The sequence below is a fragment of the Raineyella sp. genome (assembly GCF_034933565.1).
In the GTDB taxonomy this organism is placed as follows: Bacteria; Actinomycetota; Actinomycetes; order Propionibacteriales; family Propionibacteriaceae; genus Raineyella.
Genome location: NZ_JAYFNG010000014.1, coordinates 21872 through 41242 on the forward strand (window position 1 = coordinate 21872; position 19371 = coordinate 41242).

Genomic DNA, 19371 nt, shown 5'->3' on the forward strand with positions numbered 1-19371 from the left:
AATCAGTCAACCTCCTCTACGGTGACCAGGTGGCGGACCGTACGGACCATGCCACGGATGGCCGGGTTGTCGGGCTGCTCGACGGTCTGGCCGATCTTGCGCAGACCGAGACCGCGCAGGGTCCGGCCCATCTGCGGCTTCTCGCCGACGACGCCCTTGAGCTGGGTGATCTGCAGCTTCGCCATCAGGAAGCCACCTCCTGCTTCGCCTCGTCACGGGCCCGCAGCAGCGCGGCCGGAGCCACGTCCTGGACGGCCTTGGTGCGGCGCTTGGCGACGTCCTCGGGCTCCTCGAGCATCTTCAGCGCGACCTCGGTGGCGTGCACCACGTTGATCGCATTGGGCGAGCCGAGGGACTTGGCCAGTACATCCTGGATGCCCGCGCACTCGAGCACGGCGCGGACGGCGCCACCGGCGATCACACCGGTACCGGGAGCGGCCGGGCGCAGCATGACCACGCCGGCGGCCTTCTCGCCCTGGACCGGGTGCGGGATCGTCTTCTGGATGCGCGGGACGCGGAAGAAGTTCTTCTTCGCCTCCTCGACACCCTTGGCGATCGCCGCCGGCACCTCCTTGGCCTTGCCGTAGCCGATGCCCACGGTGCCGTCGCCGTCGCCCACCACGACCAGCGCGGTGAAGCTGAAGCGACGGCCGCCCTTGACGACCTTGGCGACCCGGTTGATGGTCACCACGCGCTCGATGAACTGGTTCTTGTCCTCGGTGTTCCGGCCGCCTCGACGATCGTCACGGCCGCGACGCTCGCCACGGCCACCGCTGCGGCCCTGGTTCTCACTCATCGCTTTCCTTTTCCTCTCGTCGTTCGCTCAGAAGTCCAGGCCGGCCTCGCGCGCGCCATCGGCGAGCGCAGCGACACGACCCTGGTACTTGTAGCCGGCACGGTCGAAGACGACCTGCTCGACGCCGGCGGACTTCGCCCGCTCAGCGACGAGCGCGCCCACCTTGCGGGCCTTGGCGGACTTGTCGCCCTCCAGCGAGCGCAGGTCGGCCTCCATCGTCGACGCCGACGCAAGCGTCCGTCCCTGGGTGTCGTCGATCACCTGCACGAACATGTGCTTGGCGGACCGGGACACGACGAGGCGGGGGCGCTCGGCGGAACCGAAGATCTTCTTGCGACCACGCACCTGGCGGCGCTGCTTGGACGCAGCCTTCGGAGCGGCGTTCTTGTTGTGCGTCAGGGAGATGCCCATCGTCACTTACCTGCCTTTCCGGCCTTGCGGCGGACGTGCTCGCCCACGTACCGGACACCCTTGCCCTTGTACGGCTCGGGCTTGCGGATCTTGCGGATGTTGGCGGCGACCTCGCCGACCAGCTGCTTGTCGATCCCCTGCACCGCGAAGTGCGTCGGGTTCTCGACGGTGAAGGTGATGCCCTGGGGGGCGTCGACGATCACCGGGTGCGAGAACCCGAGGTTGAACTCGAGCTGCTGGGGGCCCTTGGCCTGGACGCGGTAGCCGACGCCCTGGATCTCGAGCTTCTTCTCGTACCCCTGGGTCACACCGGTGACCATGTTGTTCACCAGCGTGCGGGTCAGGCCGTGCAGCGAGCGGTTCTGCCGCTCGTCGTCCGGGCGCTCGACGATCAGCTCGCCGGCCTCGTTGCGGCTGACGGTGATCGGCTCGGCGACGCTGTGCTCCAGCTCGCCCTTCGGACCCTTGACCGTGACCTGCTGGCCGTCAAGGGTGACCTCGACGCCGGACGGGACGCTGATCGGGAGCCTTCCAATTCGGGACATGGTGTTCTCTCCTCTCGGTCTCGTCCGTCACCACACGTAGGCGAGGACTTCCCCACCCACGCTCTTGGCCTTGGCCTCACGGTCGGTCAGCAGACCTTGCGAGGTCGAGATGATGGCGATGCCGAGGCCACCGAGGACCTTCGGCAGGTTGGTCGACTTGGCGTAGACCCGCAGACCCGGCTTGGAGATACGGCGGACGCCGGCGATGGAACGCTCGCGGTCCTCCCCGTACTTCAGGGTCACGGTCAGGGTCTTGCCGACCTCGCCCTCGGCGGGCTCGGTGACCTCGTAGGCGGCGATGTAGCCCTCCTGCTTGAGGATCTCGGCGATACCCGCCTTGATCTTCGAGTGGGGCATCGACGCCTCGTCGTGGTACGCCTGGTTGGCGTTACGCAGACGCGTCAGCATGTCTGCGATCGGATCGGTCATGCTCATGGCTCAGGAAGCCTCTTTCTCACTGCGGTTTCCGGGGCGGTGCCCCGGACCTGCGGCGTTGGAAGTTGAAAATCGTGGGATGCGATGCGGTGTGGGCCCGTGGCCCACGTACGCGGCGCCCGCCCGCTGCGGACAGCGGGAGCGCACCGCGTACGCGGGGCTCACCAGGACGACTTGGTGACGCCGGGCAGCTCGCCCTTGTGCGCCATGTCGCGCAGGCACACACGGCACAGGCCGAACTTGCGGTACACCGAGTGCGGCCGGCCGCACTTCTGGCAGCGGGTGTAGGCCCGGACGCCGAACTTCGGCTTGCGGGACTGCTTGACCTTCAGACCGGTCTTTGCCATCAGTTACTCACTTCTTCCCACGGGAGTAGCGCGGGCCCTTGGCCTTGGCCTTGGCCTTCTTCGGGTTGTCGTTGAAGGGGAACCCGAGCTGCTTGAGCAGCGCGCGGCCCTCTTCGTCGTTGGCCGCCGAGGTCACGACGGTGATGTCCATGCCACGGGTGCGATCGATCCTGTCCTGGTCGATCTCGTGGAACATCACCTGCTCGGTGAGACCGAAGGTGTAGTTGCCCTTGCCGTCGAACTGCCACTGGTTGAGGCCACGGAAGTCGCGGATACGGGGCAGTGCCAGGGTCAGCAGTCGGTCCAGGAACTCCCACATGCGGTCGCCGCGCAGGGTGACGTGCGCGCCGATGGCCTGGCCCTCGCGGAGCTTGAACTGGGCGATCGACTTGCGGGCGTTGGTGACCTGCGGCTTCTGACCGGTGATCGCGGTCAGGTCCTTGAGGGCACCGTCCATCACCTTGGAGTCACGGGCGGCGTCGCCGACGCCCATGTTCACGGTGATCTTCACCAGGCCCGGGATCAGCATCGGGTTGGCGTACGCGTACTCGGCCTGGAGCGCCGGGGCGATCTCCTCGCGGTACTTCGTCTTCAGACGGGGCACCTCACGCGTGGTGGTCTCGGTGGTGCTGGTCGACATCAGAACTCCTCCCCCGTGGCCTTGGCGTAACGGACGCTGCGGAGGGCCTCGTAGGTCGAGCCGTCGGCGCGGGTCCGGGTGACCTTCTCGCGCTTGTGGCCGACCCGGGTGACGACCTCGACGCCGTCCTTCTTCACGACGGGCTGCACGTTCGAGACGTGGATCGGCGCCTCGGACGAGACGATGCCGCCCTTCTCGACCCGGCCGCCGGCCTGGCGGTCGGTCAGGTGACGCTTGACGATGTTCACGCCCTGGACGGTCACCCGGTCGTTGGCGGGATCGACGGCGATGATCTCACCGACGGTGCCCTTGTCCTTGCCCGCGATGACCTTGACCCGGTCACCCTTCTTCACGTGGAGCTTCTTCTGTGCTGCCATGTCAGATCACCTCCGGAGCGAGCGAGATGATGCGCATGAACTTCTTGTCACGCAGCTCGCGGCCGACCGGGCCGAAGATACGGGTGCCGCGGGGCTCCCCGTCGTTCTTCAGGATGACGGCGGCGTTCTCGTCGAACTTGATGTACGAACCGTCGGGGCGACGGGTCTCCTTGACGGTACGGACCACGACGGCCTTGACGACCTCACCCTTCTTGACGTTGCCACCGGGGATGGCGTCCTTCACGGTGCAGACGATGGTGTCGCCGAGGCCGGCGTAGCGACGACCGGATCCACCGAGAACACGGATGCAAAGGAGTTCCTTCGCACCAGTGTTGTCGGCGACCTTCAGTCGCGACTCCTGCTGGATCATCTTCTATCTCCTGGTTGTCCCACCGGTTCCCCCGTTTCCGAGGGCCTGGCGGAACTCGATGTGGTTACTTGGCCTTCTCGACGATCTCGATGAGGCGCCAACGCTTGGTACGCGAGGTGGGGCGGGTCTCCATGATCCGAACGCGGTCGCCGATGCCGGCCTCGTTGTTCTCGTCGTGGGCCTTGTACCGCGCGGTCTGACGCATCACCTTGCCGTAGAGGGAGTGCTTCTTGCGCTCCTCCACGGTCACGACGATGGTCTTCTCCATCTTGTCGCTGACGACGTAGCCGGTCAGCACCTTGCGGCGACCGCGCTCGACGGCGCCGGCCTCGGTCTGGGTCTGCTCGCTCATGCGTCTGCCTTCTCATCCTTCTCGGCCGCAGCCGCGACGGCCGCCTGGTCCGGGTCGTCGACGATCCCGAGGTTGCGCTCCTGCAGCACGGTGTAGATCCGGGCGATGTCCTTGCGGACCTCACGCAGACGACCGTGCGACTCGAGCTGCCCGGTCGCGTGCTGGAAGCGGAGGTTGAAGAGCTCCTTCTTCAGCTCCACGACCTTCTCGTTGAGGGCCTCACGGCTCATCTGGCGCAGATCGGCTGCGCTGGTGGTCTTCGCCATCAGTTCTCACCTGCCTCGCGCTTGATGAAGCGCGCCTTCATCGGGAGCTTGTGGATCGCCAGGCGCAGCGCCTCGCGAGCCACGTCCTCCGGAACACCGGCGAGCTCGAACATCACGGCACCGGCCTTGACGTTCGCGATCCACCACTCCGGGGTGCCCTTGCCGGAACCCATGCGGGACTCGGCGGGGTGCTTGGTCATCGGGCGGTCCGGGTAGATGTTGATCCAGACCTTGCCGCCACGCTTCATGTGACGGGTCATGGCGATACGAGCGGACTCGATCTGCCGGTTGGTGACGTAGGCGTTGGACAGGGCCTGGATGCCGTAGTCACCGAATGCAAGCTCGGTACCACCCTTGGCGGCGCCGGAGCGTCCCGGGTGGTGCTGCTTGCGGTACTTCACTCGACGGGGGATCAGCATGGCTATCAGGCTCCTGCGTTCTCGGTCGCGGAGGCAGTCTCGCCGCCCTGGGGCGCGCTGGCTGCCGCAGCATCCTGGCGGCGACGGCCACCGCGGTCGGGGCGATCCCCACGGCCACGGCCACCGCGCGCCGGGCGCTGGCGCTGGTTGGTGTTCTGACGGGCGGCCTTCTGGGCGGCCCGCTCGGCGCGGGTCCCGGAGACGTCACCCTTGTAGATCCACACCTTCACACCGATGCGACCGAAGGTCGTACGGGCCTCGTAGAAGCCGTAGTCCACGTCGGCGCGCAGGGTGTGCAGCGGCACGCGACCCTCGCGGTAGAACTCGGAGCGGCTCATCTCGGCACCGCCCAGACGGCCGGAGCACTGGATCCGGATGCCCTTGGCCCCGGCTCGCATGGCCGACTGCTGGGCCTTGCGCATCGCGCGACGGAAGGCCACGCGGGCGCCGAGCTGCTCGGCCACGCCCTGGGCGACCAGCTGGGCATCGGTGTCGGGGTCCTTGACCTCGAGGATGTTCAGCTGCACCTGCTTGCCGGTCAGCTTCTCCAGCTGGCCACGGACGCGCTCCGCCTCGGCACCGTTGCGGCCGATGTCGATGCCCGGACGGGCGGCGTACAGGTAGATCGTCACCCGCTCGGAACGACGCTCGATCTCCACGTTGGAAATGCCGGCCCGCTCGAGGTTGGAGTGGATCCAGTCACGGATCTTGGTGTCCTCGCCGACGAACTCGGCGTACTGCTTGTCGGCGTACCAGCGGCTCACATGATCGGTCGTGATACCGAGACGGAAGCCGTTCGGGTTGATCTTCTGACCCATGCTCAGGCCTCCTTCTTCTTCGACTCGGTCTCGTGCGAGCGGGGCTCGACGACGACGGTGATGTGGCTGGAACGCTTGAGGATGCGGCTGGCCGACCCCTTGGCCCGGGGACGGATCCGACGCATCGTCATGCCCTCGTCGACGAACGCCTGCGAGATGTACAGATCGTTGCGACGCAGGCCGTCGGTGTTCTCCGCGTTGGCGGCCGCGGAGGCCACCACCTTGGAGACCGGCAGCGCTGCGGCCTGGGGGGCGAACTTGAGGGTGTCCAGGGCGGAGTCGACGTCCATCCCGCGCACCATGTCCACCACGCGGCGGACCTTCTGCGGCGACATCCGGACTGCCTTCGCGATCGCGTAGTTACCGGGGCGATCGCCGAGCAGGGCCGCGCGACGGCTCGGCCGTGCCTTGTCAGTGTTGCTCATTGGCTCTCAACTTCCTCGGTCTCAGCGACGACGCGACTTGCGGTCGTCCTTGATGTGGCCCTTGAACGTACGGGTGGGCGCGAACTCACCCAGCTTGTGGCCGACCATGGCGTCGGTGATGAACACCGGCACGTGCTTGCGACCGTCGTGCACCGCGATGGTGTGCCCGATCATGTCCGGCAGGATCATCGAGCGGCGCGACCAGGTCTTGATGACGTTCTTGGTGCCCTTCTCGTTCTGCGCGTCCACCTTCTTCCACAGGTGGTCGTCGACGAAGGGGCCCTTCTTCAGACTGCGAGGCATTTTCTACTGTCCCTTCCTCGATCAGCGCTTCTTGCCGGACTTGCGACGCCGCACGATGTCGCGGTTGCTGGCCTTGTTCTTGTCACGCGTACGACCCTCGGGCTTGCCCCAGGGCGACACGGGGTGACGGCCACCGGAGGTGCGGCCCTCACCACCACCGTGCGGGTGGTCGATCGGGTTCATCACCACACCACGCACGGTCGGGCGCTTGCCCTTCCAGCGGTTGCGGCCGGCCTTGCCCCAGTCGATGTTCGACTGCTCGGCGTTGCCGACCTCACCGACGGTGGCGCGGCAGCGGACGTCGACCATGCGCATCTCACCGGACGGCAGACGCAGCGTGGCCTTCTTGCCCTCACGGGCGACCAGCTGCACCGACGCACCGGCGGAGCGGCCCATCTTGGCGCCGCCGCCGGGGCGCAGCTCCACGGCGTGGACCGTGGTGCCGACCGGGATGGAGCGCAGCGGCAGGTTGTTGCCGGGCTTGATGTCGGCGCCCTCACCGGACACCACCCGGGCCCCCTGCTGGAGGTCCTTCGGTGCGATGATGTAGCGCTTCTCGCCATCGACGTAGTGCAGCAGCGCGATGCGGGCGGTGCGGTTCGGGTCGTACTCGATGTGAGCGACCTTGGCCGGCACGCCGTCCTTGTCGTAGCGCTTGAAATCGATCAGGCGGTAGGCCTGCTTGTGCCCACCACCGATGTGGCGGGTGGTGATCCGGCCGTTGTTGTTACGGCCGCCGGTCTTCGGCTTCGCGACGAGCAGCGACTTCTCCGGCGTCGACCGGGTCAGCTCGACGAAGTCGGCAACCGACGAGCCACGGCGGCCCGGAGTTGTCGGCTTGTACTTACGGATACCCATAGGATGCGTTTCCTTGTCTCAGCGAGGAGCCCCGGTCAGTCGACCGAGCCTCCGAAGATGTCGATGCGCTGGCCGTCGGCGACCGTGATGATCGCACGCTTGGTGTCGGGGCGCTTGCCGGTGCCGAACTTGGTCCGACGCACCTTGCCCTGGCGGTTGATGGTGTTCACCGCGACGACCTTGACGCCGAAGACCTTCTCGACCGCGATCTTGATCTCGGTCTTGTTGGCGTCCGGGTCCACCAGGAACGTGTACTTGTTCTGGTCGATCAGGCTGTAGCTCTTCTCCGAGACCACCGGCTTGATCAGCACGTCGTGGTGGTCGCGGATCTTCAGCGGCTGCTCGTTCACTTCTGCTCCTCATCAACCGAGCCGACAACCTCGACAGCGTTGCGCACGCCGACGAAGGTGTCCAGGGCGGCCTTGGTGAACACCACGTCATCGGCGTTCAGCACGTCGTAGGCGTTCAGCTGGTCGGGGACCAGCAGGTGCACGCTGGTGGCGTTGCGCAGGCTCAGCTGGGCCATCTCTTCGTCGCGGTTCACGACGACGAGCACCTTGCGGGCCTCCGACACCTTGCCGAGGGACGCGACGGCGGTCCTGGTGGACGGCTTCTCAGCCAGTCCGAAGCCGGTCACGACACGCAGGTTGCCGTCACGGAAACGGTCGGTCAGCGAGCCGTAGAGCGCGGCGGCGATCATCTTCTTCGGGGTCCGCTGGGCGTACGAGCGCGGCTGCGGGCCGTGCGCGACGCCACCGCCGGTCCACTGGGGCGAACGGATCGAGCCCTGGCGGGCGCGGCCGGTGCCCTTCTGACGCCACGGCTTCTTGCCGCCGCCGGAGACCTCACCACGGGTCTTGACCTTGTGGGTGCCCTGGCGGGCGGCGGCCAGCTGGGCGGTCACGACCTGGTGGATCAGCGCGATGTTCGGCTCGACGTCGAAGATCTCGGCGGGGAGATCAGCGGTGCCGGCCTTCTTGCCCTGGGCGTCCAGGACGTCGATGGTCAGGGTGCTCATGCGGCCTTCCCTTCCTTGGCAGCCTTCTTGTTGGCGCTGCGGAGGACGACCAGGCCACCCTTGGTGCCCGGGATCGCGCCCTTGACCAGGATGAGGCCCTTCTCGACGTCGACCGCGTGGACCTTGAGGTTCTGCACCGTCTTCTTGTCGACACCCATCCGGCCGGCCATCCGCAGGCCGCGGAAGACGCGACCCGGCGTGGAGCAGCCACCGATGGAGCCCGGCGAGCGGTGCTTGCGGTGGACGCCGTGCCCGGCGCCCAGACCCTTGAAGCCGTGCCGCTTCATGACACCGGCGGTGCCGTGGCCGCGGGTGATACCCGTGACATCGACGTACTCGCCCGCGGCGAAGACGTCGGCGAGCAGCTCCTGGCCGACCTCGTACTCGGCGGCGTCGGACGTGCGCAGCTCCATCAGGTGCCGGCGCGGCGTCACGCCGGCCTTCTCGAAGTGACCGGCCATCGGCTTGGTGACCTTCTTGGCCTTGACCGCGCCGAAGCCGAGCTGCACGGCGGCGTAGCCGTCGGCCTCGGGGCTGCGGACCAGGGTGACCACGTTCGGACCGGCCTGGATGACGGTCACCGGGACGATCTTGTTGTCGGCGTCCCAGACCTGGGTCATGCCGAGCTTGGTGCCCAGCAGGCCCTTCACCTTGTGTTCAGTGCTCATGATTCAGACGTCCCTCAGAGCTTGATCTCGATGTCGACACCGGCGGGCAGATCGAGACGCATGAGCGAGTCGACCGTCTTCGGCGTCGGATCGATGATGTCGATGAGCCGCTTGTGCGTACGCATCTCGAAGTGCTCGCGGCTGTCCTTGTACTTGTGCGGCGAACGGATCACACAGAACACGTTCTTCTCCGTGGGCAGCGGCACCGGGCCGGCAACCTGGGCACCAGTTCGCGTCACCGTATCGACGATCTTGCGCGCCGAGGAGTCGATGACCTCATGGTCATAGGCCTTCAGCCTGATGCGGATCTTTTGTCCCGCCACAGTTCGTCCTTCTTCTCGTGCTTCGGCGGCCACTCGGGTGAGCAGTACCGGTCAACGTTCCTCCCCACCCTTCCGGCCGGAAGACCCGCACGATCAGGACGATCGAGCGACCCACGCGGTCGGGCGTGTCGCGCATCCGGGGCACAACAGGACCCAGATCTCCCCTGGTTCCTTGTACATGTCCCGGGTCTGACGCCTCGTTCACCGGGAGTCGACGCCTGGGCATCCCCGGTGTCCGAGCCGTACCCGCGAACGCGGCGGCCGGACAGCGCGTGCCATCACCCATTACCCTGGGCCCCTCGATCGGGACCGACTCCCACGTCACCCGCCGATCAGCTCGGCCGACGACCCTGCGTGGAGACCCTATGGAATGTAGATGACACCTGCTGCCCTGTCGGAGCAACCCCACTATGTTGTCACCTCGCGCCGGATCGGGCAAATTGCCCTGCCGACCCGTCCGCCCGGCGGCACCCCCAACACCCGGGGCCCCGGGTGTCGCGGCGCCGCACGGGACGGGTCCGGCCTCGCAGCGCCGCACGATATCGTCGGCACGTGCAGCAGCGCCCCTCCGTGCCCCAGCGTCTGGCCCTCGTCAGCGACCGCGAGATCCCGGAGGACGCCGTCGCGGCGGCCCGGGCCCTGTTTCCCGGCAGCACCTGCGTACGCCACCGCGAGGCGCCCGCCTGGCAGGCGGTCTACCTCGAGGGGGAGGCCGGGGCGCCGCTCGACGTCCGCCCGGTGACGACCGGGTACGCCATCTCCGGCGCCGTGGTGCACGGTCCGCTGCTGGACGGGCCGCAGCTCGTCGTGATGGACGTCGACTCCACCTTCATCACCAGCGAGGTGATCGAGGAGATCGCCGACGCGGCCGGATCACGCGAGGAGGTCACCCGGGTCACCGAACAGGCGATGCGGGGCGAGATCGACTTCGCCGAGAGTCTCGCCGCTCGGGTCGCCACGCTGGCCGGGGTGCCGGTCGGCGTCCTGGCCGAGGTCGCCGCGCGGGTCAGCTACACCCCGGGGGCCGAGGAACTCGTCCGGACGGTCCACCGCCGCGGCGGTCACATCGGCCTGGTCTCGGGCGGGTTCCTGGAGATCGTCGGCCCGCTGGCGGCCCGGCTCGACATCACCCTGGTGCACGCGAACCGGCTCGAGGTCGACGATGCCGGCCGGCTCACCGGACGGACCGTCGGCGAGATCGTCGACCGTCGGGTCAAGGAGCGCCAGCTCGGCGCGTACGCCGCCGCGGGCGGCGCCGACCCGCGGCGGACGGTCGCCCTGGGGGACGGTGCGAACGACCTGGCGATGATCGCCGCTGCCGGCCTGGGGGTGGCCTTCTGCGCCAAGCCGGTGGTCCGCGAGCAGGCGCCGGCCCAGATCACCTTCCCCCGGCTCGACGCCCTCTGCGGCCTGCTCGACATCTGACCCCGTCCTGAGGACAGCCGACCGGCCCGGACGTCGGCCACCTCGCACGGACCACAACTGACCAGCACGAACGCCGGCCGCCCCGCGCGGACACAGTTCCCTGTGGATGACCCCGATCACAGCTGCGCCGTCCGTTCGGTGACCTAGAGTCCCTTCATGGACGTGGTCGCATACGACACCATCATCCTCGCGGGCGGGCGGGCCCGGCGCCTCGACGGCATCTCCAAGCCCGACGTCCTGTTGCACGGGCATCGACTGCTCGACTATTCCCTGCGCGCCACCACCGCGGCACGGCGACGGGTGGTCGTCGGTCCACCGACCCTGACCGTGCCGCCGGATGTCCTGCACACCCAGGAGCACCCGGCCCACGGCGGCCCGGTGGCCGGCATCGACGTCGGCCTCGCGATGCTGGACCGGCACCGACGCTCGGCCGACCGGCCCGATCTGCCGGTGCTGGTGCTCGCCTGTGACATCCCTCACGTCGCGACCGCCCTGCCCCGGCTGCTCGCGGCCTACCAGGATCCCGCCATCCGCCCGGCGGACGGCGCCTTCCTCGTCGATCCCGACGGGCGGGCCCAGTGGCTCGCCGCCGTCTACCGACCCGAGGGACTGCGCCGCGCGCTGGCCGCCCTGGCCGCCGACGCCGGCATCCGTGACGCCTCGGTGCGCCGGCTGACCGCCCATCTGGACCTGCGGCCGGTCCCGGTCGAAGGTGCCGAGGGCACCGACATCGACACCTGGGCCGACCACGCCCGCCTGGACACCCTCCTCACCACAGCCGCCCTCACCACAGCCGTCCGCACCCCGGTCGCGGCCCCTGCCCCTGCCCCGGGCCCGATCCCGGCCCCTGCCGGAGGCTCCGCCGACCCCCGCCCGACGATGATCACATAATTTCTTCGGTTTTCAGCTGGAAAATACGCCGCCGTTCGGCCACTATGTCCGGTAGTAGATCGAGCACCCGGTGCTCACCGCGCAGCGCAGCGACACAACAGCAGAGCACCACAGCACTGGGCAGCAGCACCCATCGAAGCGTGAGGATGACCATGGCAGTCGGCACCGAATTGGCCCCGGATCTTTCCAACTGGGACCCCAACAAGGACGAGACCTGGGACAGTCGCCTGGCCTGGCGAACACTGTGGATCTCGACGTACTCGATGATCCTGGCGTTCTGCACCTGGTACATCGTCTCCACCGTGGCCCCGCAGCTGAACAAGGTCGGCTTCCACCTCACCAAGGAGCAGCTCTACTGGTTGACCGCCATGCCCGGCCTGGCCGCCGGCATCTTCCGGCTGATCTGGATGTTCCTGCCCCCGATCCTGGGGACGCGCAAACTGATCACCATCTCCTCGCTGCTGATGCTGATCCCGATGGGCGGCTGGACGCTGGCCGTCCGCGACCACACCACCCCGTACTGGACACTGCTGGTGCTCGCCCTGGCCTGCGGCATCGGCGGCGGGATCTTCTCCGGCTACATGCCCTCGACCGGCTACTTCTTCCCCAAGCGGATGGCCGGCACCGCACTCGGCATCCAGGCCGGCATCGGCAACTTCGGGATGTCGATCATCCAGATCCTCGGCCCCTGGGTGATGGGCTTCGGCCTGTTGGGGACGGCGTTCCTCACTCCCCAGCAGGCCGCCGGGCACCCGATCTGGCTGCACAACGTCGGGCTGGTGCTGATCCCCTGGGTGGTGCTGGCCGCCGTGCTGGCCTGGGTGTACCTCCGGGACGTGCCGATCAAGGCGAACTTCCGCCAGCAGATCGACATCTTCAGCAACCGCAACACCTGGTTCCTGATGCTGATCTACGTGATGACCTTCGGCACCTTCTCCGGGTTCGCCGCCCAGTTCGCCCTGCTGCTCAACAACACGTACGGCATCACCTCGAAGTTCGTCCCGGCCAGCGGTGACGTCACCGGGCTGGTCGCGGGTGCCGGTTACGCCTTCCTGCCGCCGATGATCGCCTCCGCGGTCCGGGTGCTCTGGGGGCCGCTGTGTGACCGCTTCGGCGGCGCGATCTGGACCTTCGTCTCCGGGGTCGGGATGACGATCTCGATCCTGGTCGCCGCGAGCTTCCTCAACCCCACCTCGCCCGACCAGTACAAGGGCTTCCTCTGGGCGATGTTCGCGATGTTCTTCTTCGCCGGCATCGGCAACGCCGGCACGTTCAAGCAGATGCCGATGATCATGCCGCCGCGGCAGGCCGGCGGCGCGATCGGCTTCACCGCAGCGATCGCCTCCTTCGGCCCGTTCATCGTCGGCGTGGCACTGGCCAAGCTCGACAACTTCGCCTTCTTCATCGGCTGCGGCATCTTCTTCCTCTTCTGCACCGTCCTCACCTGGGTGATGTACGCCCGCCCGAAGGCACCCTTCCCGGGCTGACCGGGCCCCCGGCCGATCCACGCACCGCAGCGAAAGGATTCCCATGACGACCACTGCACAGCCCACCACCGGCGGCCCTGAGCGGGCCGACCGGCCGCCGAACGACGACAACGGCCTGCTGGGGCTCGGCACGTTCTTCCGGCGCGGCACCGCGTGGGGCGACAAGCGCCAGCTGTTCCTCACCGGCGGCCGGGAGGGTGACGTCTTCTACCGCGACCGCTGGTCGCACGACAAGGTGGTCCGCTCCACCCACGGGGTGAACTGCACCGGCTCCTGCTCGTGGAAGGTGTACGTCAAGGACGGCATCATCACCTGGGAGGCGCAGCAGACCGACTACCCCGACACCGGCCCGGACCTGCCCGACTACGAGCCGCGGGGCTGTCCGCGCGGGGCGGCGTTCAGCTGGTACACCTACTCCCCCACCCGGGTGCGCTACCCGTACGCCCGGTCGGTGCTGCTGCGGCTGTGGCGCGAGGCGAAGGCGGCCCACCCCGACCCGGTCGATGCCTGGCAGTCGATCGTCGAGGACCCCGACAAGGCCCGGGCGTACAAGTCACAGCGTGGCAAGGGTGGCCTGGTCCGGATCAGCTGGGACACCGCCAACGAGATCGCCGCGGCGGCGCACGTCTACACGATCAAGCGCTACGGCCCCGACCGACTGGCCGGGTTCTCCGTCATCCCGGCGATGAGCCAGGTGTCGTACAGCGCCGGGACCCGCTTCTACTCGCTGCTCGGCGGCACGATCCTGTCCTTCTACGACTGGTACGCGGACCTGCCGATGGCGTCCCCGCAGGTGTTCGGTGACCAGACCGACGTGCCCGAGTCGGGTGACTGGTACAACAGCTCGTACCTGATGATGTGGGGCTCCAACGTCCCGGTCACCCGGACCCCGGACGCGCACTTCATGACCGAGGTGCGCTACCGCGGCACCAAGGTCGTCGCGGTGTCGCCCGACTACGCCGACAACACCAAGTTCGCCGACGAGTGGATGGCGATCCACCCGGGCACCGACGGGGCGCTGGGGCTGGCGATGGGCCATGTGATCCTGCGCGATTTCCACGTCGCGCAGGGCACCCCGTACTTCCTCGACTACATGAAGAAGTACACCGACGCGCCGTACCTGGTCGCGCTGGCCGAGCACACCGCTCCGGACGGCACCCGGGCGTACGTCCCCGGCAAGTTCCTCACCGCCGAGGACCTGCCCGGGCACGCCGCCGAGGAGAACGCCGCGTTCCGTACGGTGATGCTGGACCGGGCCGGCACCCCGCAGGTGCCCAACGGCTCCCTCGGCCACCGGTTCGGCGAGTCCGGCAAGGGCCGGTGGAACCTGGACCTCGGCGACCTCGACCCGGCGCTGTCGGTGCTGGAGACCGGGGCGTACGAGCCGGTCGAGCTGCTGCTGCCCCGGTTCGACGTGGTGCCGGAGCCGGGCGACGAGGACACCCAGCACCTGGGTGCCTCGGCCGTGCACCGTCGCGGCGTCCCGGCCCGGCGGATCGGTGACCGACTGGTCACCACCGTCTACGACCTGATGCTGGCCCAGTACGGCGTGGAGCGGGCCGACCTGCCCGGCGCGTGGCCACGCGGGGAGGACGACGAGGAGGCGGTCGGCACGCCCGGCTGGGCGGAGACGATCACCGGGGTCCCGGCGGCACAGATCACCCGGGTGGCCCGGGAGTTCGCCCGCAACGCCGCCGACAGTGGCGGCCGGTCGATGATCCTGATGGGTGCCGGCACCAACCACTACTTCCACTCCGACACCATCTACCGGACGATGATCGCGCTGGTGATGATGTGCGGTTGCCAGGGCCGCAACGGCGGCGGCTGGGCGCACTACGTCGGGCAGGAGAAGGTCCGCCCGATCACCGGCTTCCAGCAGTACGCCTTCGCCCTGGACTGGCAGCGCCCGACCCGGCACATGACCACCGCCTCGTACTGGTACCTGGCGACCGACCAGTGGCGCTACGACGGGCTGCCGGCCGACGCGCTGCTCTCCCCGCTGGCCGGCGACCGACTGCGCGGCCGAACGACCGCCGATGCACTGATGGAGGCGAACAAGCGCGGCTGGATGCCCTCGTACCCGACCTTCGACCGCAGCTCGCTGCAGATCACCGAGGACGCGGCCGCCGCCGGGATGGAGGTCCCGGCGTACGTGGTGGACCAGCTGCAGAAGGGCGGGCTGCGCTACGCCTGCGAGGACCCGGACAACCCGGAGAACTTCCCCCGGGTGGTGACCAACTGGCGCACCAACCTGATCGGCTCCTCGGCGAAGGGCGCGGAGTACTTCCACAAGCACCTGCTCGGGGCGACCAACGCGGTCCGGGCGGCCGAGTGCGGCCCGGACCGGCGCCCGGTCGACATGATCTGGCGGGACGAGGCGGCGACCGGCAAGGTCGACCTGTTCATGACGATGGACTTCCGGATGACGTCGACGACGCTGCATTCGGACCTGGTGCTGCCGGCCGCCACCTGGTACGAGAAACACGACATCTCGACCACCGACATGCACCCGTTCATCCACTCGTTCAATCCGGCGATCGCCCCACCGTGGGAGTCGCGGACCGACTACGAGGTGTTCCGCGACCTGGCCGGGGCGGTGTCGGAGCTGGCGAAGACCCACCTCGGCACCCGCCGCGACCTGCTGGCGGCGCCGCTCAGCCACGACACCCCCGACGCCCTCGGGATGCCGCACGGCGCGACCCGGCCGCTGGCCGAGACGCCGATGGTCCCGGGCGTGACGATGCCCAAGCTGATCACCGTCGAGCGGGACTACACGGCGATCCGGGCGAAGTTCGACACCATCGGCCCGCTGCCGGAGAAGGCCGGGATGCCGATCAAGGGCGTGCTGCTGCACCCCGAGCAGGAGATCGCCGAACTGGCCCGGATGAACGGCGTCGCCCGGTCCGGCCCGTGCGCCGGGCGCCCGCTGGTCGACACCGACGTCAAGGCCGCCGAGATGATCCTGCGGCTGTCCGGCACCTCCAACGGCCACCTCGCCACCCAGGGCTTCCACACCCTCGAGCAGCGCACCGGCACCCGGCTCGCCGACCTGGCGGCCGAGAACGAGGGTCGGCGGATCACCTTCGCCGACACCGCCCAGCAGCCCCAGCCGGTGATCACCTCCCCGGAGTGGTCCGGATCGGAGACCGGCGGCCGGCGCTACTCGGCCTTCGTCCAGAACGTCGAGCGCGACAAGCCGTGGCACACCCTGACCGGGCGGATGCACTTCTTCCTGGACCACGACTGGATGGCCGACCTCGGCGAGAACCTGCCGACCTTCAAGCCGCCGCTGGACATGCACCGCCTGTTCGGCGATGCCCGGCTCGGCTCCGCCGTCCCCGGTGAGGCCGGCGCCGGTGCCGGCCTGCAGGTCGGAGTGCGTTATCTCACCCCGCACAACAAGTGGTCGATCCACTCCGAGTACCAGGACAACCTGTACATGCTCTCGCTGAGCCGTGGCGGCCCCAACATCTGGATGTCGCCGGCCGACGCTGCGAAGATCGGGGTCAAGGACAACGAGTGGGTCGAGTCGTTCAACCGCAACGGCGTGGTGGTGGCCCGCGCCGTCGTGTCGCACCGGATGCCGGAGGGCACCGTGTTCATGCACCACGCCACCGAACGGACCGTCGATGTGCCCCGGTCAGAGACCTCCGGCACCCGCGGCGGCATCCACAACTCCCTCACCCGGGTGCTGATGAAACCCACCCACCTGATCGGCGGCTACGCCCAACACGCGTACGCCTTCAACTATGTCGGCCCGACCGGCAACCAACGCGACGAGGTCACCGTCATCCGTCGCCGAAGCCAGGAGGTGCAGTACTGATGCGGATCATGGCCCAGATGGCGATGGTGATGAACCTCGACAAGTGCATCGGGTGCCACACCTGTTCGGTCACCTGCAAGCAGGCGTGGACGAACCGGGCGGGCCTGGAGTACGTCTGGTTCAACAACGTCGAGACCCGCCCCGGCCTCGGCTACCCCCGGACGTACGAGGACCAGGACCGGTGGAAGGGCGGCTGGGTCCGCCTGCCCAACGGGAAGATCCGGCCCCGGGCGGGCGGGCGGCTGCGCAAGCTCGCGACGATCTTCTACAACCCCGACCTGCCGAAGATCGCGGACTACTACGAGCCCTGGACGTACGACTACGACATGCTGCTCAGCGCGCCGGCGGACTCGCCGCACGTGCCGGTGGCCCGGCCGCGCTCGCTGATCACCGGCGAGGAGATGAAGATCTCCTGGTCGGCCAACTGGGACGACGATCTCGCCGGCTCCCAGGAGATCGCGGTGAACGACCCGATCCTGGCGAAGATGAACGAGCAGGTCCGGCTCGAGTACGAGAAGACCTTCATGTTCTACCTGCCGCGGATCTGCGAGCACTGCCTCAACCCGTCGTGCGTCGCCTCGTGCCCCTCGGGCGCGATGTACAAGCGGGTCGAGGACGGCATCGTGCTGGTCGACCAGGACCAGTGCCGCGGCTGGCGGATGTGCGTGTCCGGCTGCCCGTACAAGAAGGTCTACTTCAACCACCGCACCGGCAAGGCGGAGAAGTGCACCCTCTGCTACCCCCGGCTGGAGGAGGGGCTGCCGACGGTCTGCTCGGAGACCTGCGTCGGCCGGCTGCGTTACCTCGGCATCGTCCTCTACGACGCCGACCGGGTGACCGAGGCGGCCTCGGTGGCCGACGAGCACCAGCTGCTCGCCGCCCAGCGCCGGGCCTTCCTCGACCCGCACGACCCGGCGGTGCAGCGCGCCGCGGAGGCCGCCGGGATCCCGCACGACTGGATCGAGGCGGCCCGCCGTTCCCCGATCTGGCGGCTGATCAACGATTACGAGGTGGCGCTGCCGCTCCACCCGGAGTTCCGTACCCTGCCGATGGTCTGGTACATCCCGCCGCTGTCGCCGATCGTCGACGAGGTGGCCCGGACGGGCAACGACGCCGAGGACCACCGGGTGCTGCTCACCGCCCTGTCGACGATGCGGATCCCGCTGGAGTACATGGCCGAGCTGTTCACCGCCGGTGACCCCCGGCCCGTCGAGCTGGCGCTGCGCCGGCTCGCGGCGATGCGCTCGTACATGCGCGACCTCAACCTGGGCGATGAACCGCAGGAGGAGATCGCCGCAGCGGTCGGGATGACCGGGCAGGAGCTGGAGGACATGTACCGCCTGCTGGCGATCGCCGACTACGACGACCGCTACGTCATCCCGAGCACACACGGCGAGATCGGCCGGGCGATGGCCGAGGTCGACCCGATGGGCTGCTCGCTGGAGGGGCCGGAGGGGATCGGGATGAACGGTCCGGGTCTGGCCGCGCCCGAACACGTCGCGGGCACCGCCCGGACCTCGGCCGGGCCGGGCGGGCCCGGCGGATCGCAGCGGGTGCGCCTGACGCTGAGCCGCCGCGAGGACCTGGACGGGTTCCCCGGACAGCCGGGCTGGGCCGGGGGTGCGCTGTGAGCCTCCCCGGGATCGGTCCGGTCAGTTTCCTCGGCCGGGCGCGTCGGCAGCCCCGGCCGCCGGTGCCGCACACGGCCCGGCAGCGGGCGCTCACCCACATGGCCACCTCGGTGCTGCTCGCCTACCCCGGTGAGGAGGCCGTGGCGAAGTACCCGACGATCGCCGCCGAGCTGGGTGGGCTGCCGCGCCCGATCGCCGACCGGCTCGGGGCGTTCCTGACCCACGCCGAGCACGTGGGGCCCGACGGTCTGGCCCAGGAGTACGTCGCGACCTTCGACCTGAAACGGAAGTGCTCGCTCTACCTCTCGTACTTCCTCACCGGCGACACCCGCAAGCGTGGCACCGCGCTGGTGACGTTCCTCGAGGTGTACCGGGCGGCCGGCTTCGAGTTCGACGCCGCGGAGCTGCCGGACTTCCTGCCGGTGGTGCTGGAGTTCTCCGCCGTCGGCGACGCCGAGCTGGCCGGGGTGCTGCTCGCCTCACACCGCGAGGGGCTGGAGGTGCTGCGGGAGGCGCTCGCGGCACTCGGCAGCCCGTGGACCGGTGTGGTGGAGGCGGTCACCCTCACTCTGCCGCACGTCGACGAGGCGACCCGCCGGCGGACCCTCGACCTGATCGCCGGTGGGCCACCGGCCGAGATGGTCGGCGCGGACGCACTCGGTCCGGGCGAGCCGCTGGTCGCCGCCGCGACCGGGTCCCACCTGCCGCTCATCCCCTCACCGGCACGACCCCAGGAGTAACGG

General features: G+C 68.7%; 27 protein-coding genes. 6 read left to right on the forward strand and 21 right to left on the reverse strand.

Annotated features, from left to right (window positions below):
* Nucleotides 1-2 precede the first annotated feature (2 nt).
* The 20 genes from rpmD to rpsJ all read right to left on the reverse strand — a co-directional run bounded on the left by rpmD (nt 3) and on the right by rpsJ (nt 9371).
* Nucleotides 3-185: a 50S ribosomal protein L30 gene (gene rpmD, locus VB059_RS05030; protein WP_323420931.1), complete on the reverse strand. Its 183-nt coding sequence runs from the start codon at nt 183-185 to the stop codon at nt 3-5.
* Nucleotides 185-796: a 30S ribosomal protein S5 gene (gene rpsE / locus VB059_RS05035; RefSeq protein ID WP_323420932.1), complete on the reverse strand. Its 612-nt coding sequence runs from the start codon at nt 794-796 to the stop codon at nt 185-187. The genes rpmD and rpsE overlap by 1 nt, the downstream gene beginning before the upstream one ends.
* Nucleotides 797-823: 27 nt before the next feature.
* A complete protein-coding gene (gene rplR / locus VB059_RS05040) occupies nt 824-1207 on the reverse strand; it encodes a 50S ribosomal protein L18 (RefSeq protein WP_323420933.1) in 384 nt (127 codons plus the stop codon).
* A 2-nt stretch (nt 1208-1209) separates the two neighbouring features.
* On the reverse strand, nt 1210-1752 hold the full coding sequence (rplF, locus tag VB059_RS05045; RefSeq protein WP_323420934.1) for a 50S ribosomal protein L6: 543 nt from the start codon (nt 1750-1752) through the stop codon (nt 1210-1212).
* A 27-nt stretch (nt 1753-1779) separates the two neighbouring features.
* Nucleotides 1780-2187 carry a 30S ribosomal protein S8 gene (gene rpsH, locus VB059_RS05050; RefSeq protein WP_323420935.1) on the reverse strand — a complete coding sequence of 136 codons (408 nt, stop codon included), beginning with the start codon at nt 2185-2187 and terminating at the stop codon, nt 1780-1782.
* A gap of 161 nt (nt 2188-2348) precedes the next feature.
* Entirely contained in the window at nt 2349-2534 is a 186-nt protein-coding gene (locus VB059_RS05055) for a type Z 30S ribosomal protein S14 (RefSeq protein ID WP_317691090.1), read from the reverse strand.
* A 7-nt stretch (nt 2535-2541) separates the two neighbouring features.
* A complete protein-coding gene (gene rplE, locus VB059_RS05060) occupies nt 2542-3174 on the reverse strand; it encodes a 50S ribosomal protein L5 (protein WP_323420936.1) in 633 nt (210 codons plus the stop codon).
* The gene (rplX, locus tag VB059_RS05065; protein ID WP_323420937.1) at nt 3174-3551 is read right to left on the reverse strand and encodes a 50S ribosomal protein L24; all 378 of its coding nucleotides are present in this window, start codon (nt 3549-3551) and stop codon (nt 3174-3176) included. The genes rplE and rplX overlap by 1 nt, the downstream gene beginning before the upstream one ends.
* A gap of 1 nt (nt 3552) precedes the next feature.
* Complete coding sequence (rplN, locus tag VB059_RS05070) at nt 3553-3921, reverse strand: 50S ribosomal protein L14 (protein WP_153571267.1); 369 nt, start codon at nt 3919-3921, stop codon at nt 3553-3555.
* Nucleotides 3922-3985: 64 nt separating this feature from the next.
* The gene (gene rpsQ, locus VB059_RS05075; RefSeq protein WP_323420938.1) at nt 3986-4273 is read right to left on the reverse strand and encodes a 30S ribosomal protein S17; all 288 of its coding nucleotides are present in this window, start codon (nt 4271-4273) and stop codon (nt 3986-3988) included.
* Nucleotides 4270-4539 (reverse strand): 50S ribosomal protein L29, encoded by a 270-nt coding sequence (gene rpmC / locus VB059_RS05080; protein ID WP_323420939.1) that lies wholly within the window; start codon nt 4537-4539, stop codon nt 4270-4272. The genes rpsQ and rpmC overlap by 4 nt, the downstream gene beginning before the upstream one ends.
* The gene (rplP, locus tag VB059_RS05085; protein WP_323420940.1) at nt 4539-4958 is read right to left on the reverse strand and encodes a 50S ribosomal protein L16; all 420 of its coding nucleotides are present in this window, start codon (nt 4956-4958) and stop codon (nt 4539-4541) included. Before rplP ends, rpmC begins: the two co-directional genes overlap by 1 nt.
* A gap of 5 nt (nt 4959-4963) precedes the next feature.
* Nucleotides 4964-5776, reverse strand: coding sequence for a 30S ribosomal protein S3 (gene rpsC / locus VB059_RS05090; RefSeq protein WP_323420941.1), 813 nt, complete (start codon nt 5774-5776; stop codon nt 4964-4966).
* Between the two features lie 2 nt (nt 5777-5778).
* Nucleotides 5779-6201 carry a 50S ribosomal protein L22 gene (gene rplV / locus VB059_RS05095; RefSeq protein ID WP_323420942.1) on the reverse strand — a complete coding sequence of 141 codons (423 nt, stop codon included), beginning with the start codon at nt 6199-6201 and terminating at the stop codon, nt 5779-5781.
* Between the two features lie 21 nt (nt 6202-6222).
* The gene (rpsS, locus tag VB059_RS05100; protein ID WP_323420943.1) at nt 6223-6504 is read right to left on the reverse strand and encodes a 30S ribosomal protein S19; all 282 of its coding nucleotides are present in this window, start codon (nt 6502-6504) and stop codon (nt 6223-6225) included.
* 21 nt (nt 6505-6525) lie between these two features.
* Complete coding sequence (rplB, locus tag VB059_RS05105) at nt 6526-7362, reverse strand: 50S ribosomal protein L2 (protein ID WP_323420944.1); 837 nt, start codon at nt 7360-7362, stop codon at nt 6526-6528.
* A gap of 35 nt (nt 7363-7397) precedes the next feature.
* On the reverse strand, nt 7398-7712 hold the full coding sequence (rplW, locus tag VB059_RS05110) for a 50S ribosomal protein L23 (RefSeq protein ID WP_323420945.1): 315 nt from the start codon (nt 7710-7712) through the stop codon (nt 7398-7400).
* A complete protein-coding gene (gene rplD, locus VB059_RS05115; protein WP_323420946.1) occupies nt 7709-8380 on the reverse strand; it encodes a 50S ribosomal protein L4 in 672 nt (223 codons plus the stop codon). Before rplD ends, rplW begins: the two co-directional genes overlap by 4 nt.
* Nucleotides 8377-9048 carry a 50S ribosomal protein L3 gene (rplC, locus tag VB059_RS05120; protein ID WP_323420947.1) on the reverse strand — a complete coding sequence of 224 codons (672 nt, stop codon included), beginning with the start codon at nt 9046-9048 and terminating at the stop codon, nt 8377-8379. The genes rplD and rplC overlap by 4 nt, the downstream gene beginning before the upstream one ends.
* Before the next feature lie 14 nt (nt 9049-9062).
* Complete coding sequence (rpsJ, locus tag VB059_RS05125) at nt 9063-9371, reverse strand: 30S ribosomal protein S10 (RefSeq protein ID WP_091414454.1); 309 nt, start codon at nt 9369-9371, stop codon at nt 9063-9065.
* Nucleotides 9372-9923: 552 nt separating this feature from the next.
* On the opposite strand from rpsJ, the gene serB reads away from it, so the two are divergent.
* The gene (gene serB, locus VB059_RS05130; RefSeq protein ID WP_323420948.1) at nt 9924-10796 is read left to right on the forward strand and encodes a phosphoserine phosphatase SerB; all 873 of its coding nucleotides are present in this window, start codon (nt 9924-9926) and stop codon (nt 10794-10796) included.
* 156 nt (nt 10797-10952) lie between these two features.
* Nucleotides 10953-11687 carry a molybdenum cofactor guanylyltransferase gene (mobA, locus tag VB059_RS05135; protein WP_323420949.1) on the forward strand — a complete coding sequence of 245 codons (735 nt, stop codon included), beginning with the start codon at nt 10953-10955 and terminating at the stop codon, nt 11685-11687.
* Here the strand turns inward: mobA and VB059_RS05140 are convergent.
* Complete coding sequence (locus tag VB059_RS05140; protein WP_323420950.1) at nt 11680-11817, reverse strand: hypothetical protein; 138 nt, start codon at nt 11815-11817, stop codon at nt 11680-11682. The genes mobA and VB059_RS05140 overlap by 8 nt on opposite strands.
* A 22-nt stretch (nt 11818-11839) precedes the next feature.
* Between VB059_RS05140 and VB059_RS05145 the strand changes: the two genes are divergently transcribed.
* From VB059_RS05145 to narJ, 4 genes are read left to right on the forward strand one after another with little or no spacing between them, the layout of a single operon-like run.
* Nucleotides 11840-13174 carry a nitrate/nitrite transporter gene (locus VB059_RS05145; RefSeq protein WP_323420951.1) on the forward strand — a complete coding sequence of 445 codons (1335 nt, stop codon included), beginning with the start codon at nt 11840-11842 and terminating at the stop codon, nt 13172-13174.
* A gap of 43 nt (nt 13175-13217) precedes the next feature.
* Nucleotides 13218-16997 carry a nitrate reductase subunit alpha gene (locus VB059_RS05150; RefSeq protein ID WP_323420952.1) on the forward strand — a complete coding sequence of 1260 codons (3780 nt, stop codon included), beginning with the start codon at nt 13218-13220 and terminating at the stop codon, nt 16995-16997.
* Nucleotides 16997-18628, forward strand: a complete 1632-nt coding sequence (gene narH / locus VB059_RS05155) for a nitrate reductase subunit beta (RefSeq protein ID WP_323420953.1) — start codon at nt 16997-16999, stop codon at nt 18626-18628. Before VB059_RS05150 ends, narH begins: the two co-directional genes overlap by 1 nt.
* Nucleotides 18625-19368 carry a nitrate reductase molybdenum cofactor assembly chaperone gene (gene narJ / locus VB059_RS05160; protein WP_323420954.1) on the forward strand — a complete coding sequence of 248 codons (744 nt, stop codon included), beginning with the start codon at nt 18625-18627 and terminating at the stop codon, nt 19366-19368. Before narH ends, narJ begins: the two co-directional genes overlap by 4 nt.
* The last annotated feature ends 3 nt before the right edge of the window (nt 19369-19371 follow it).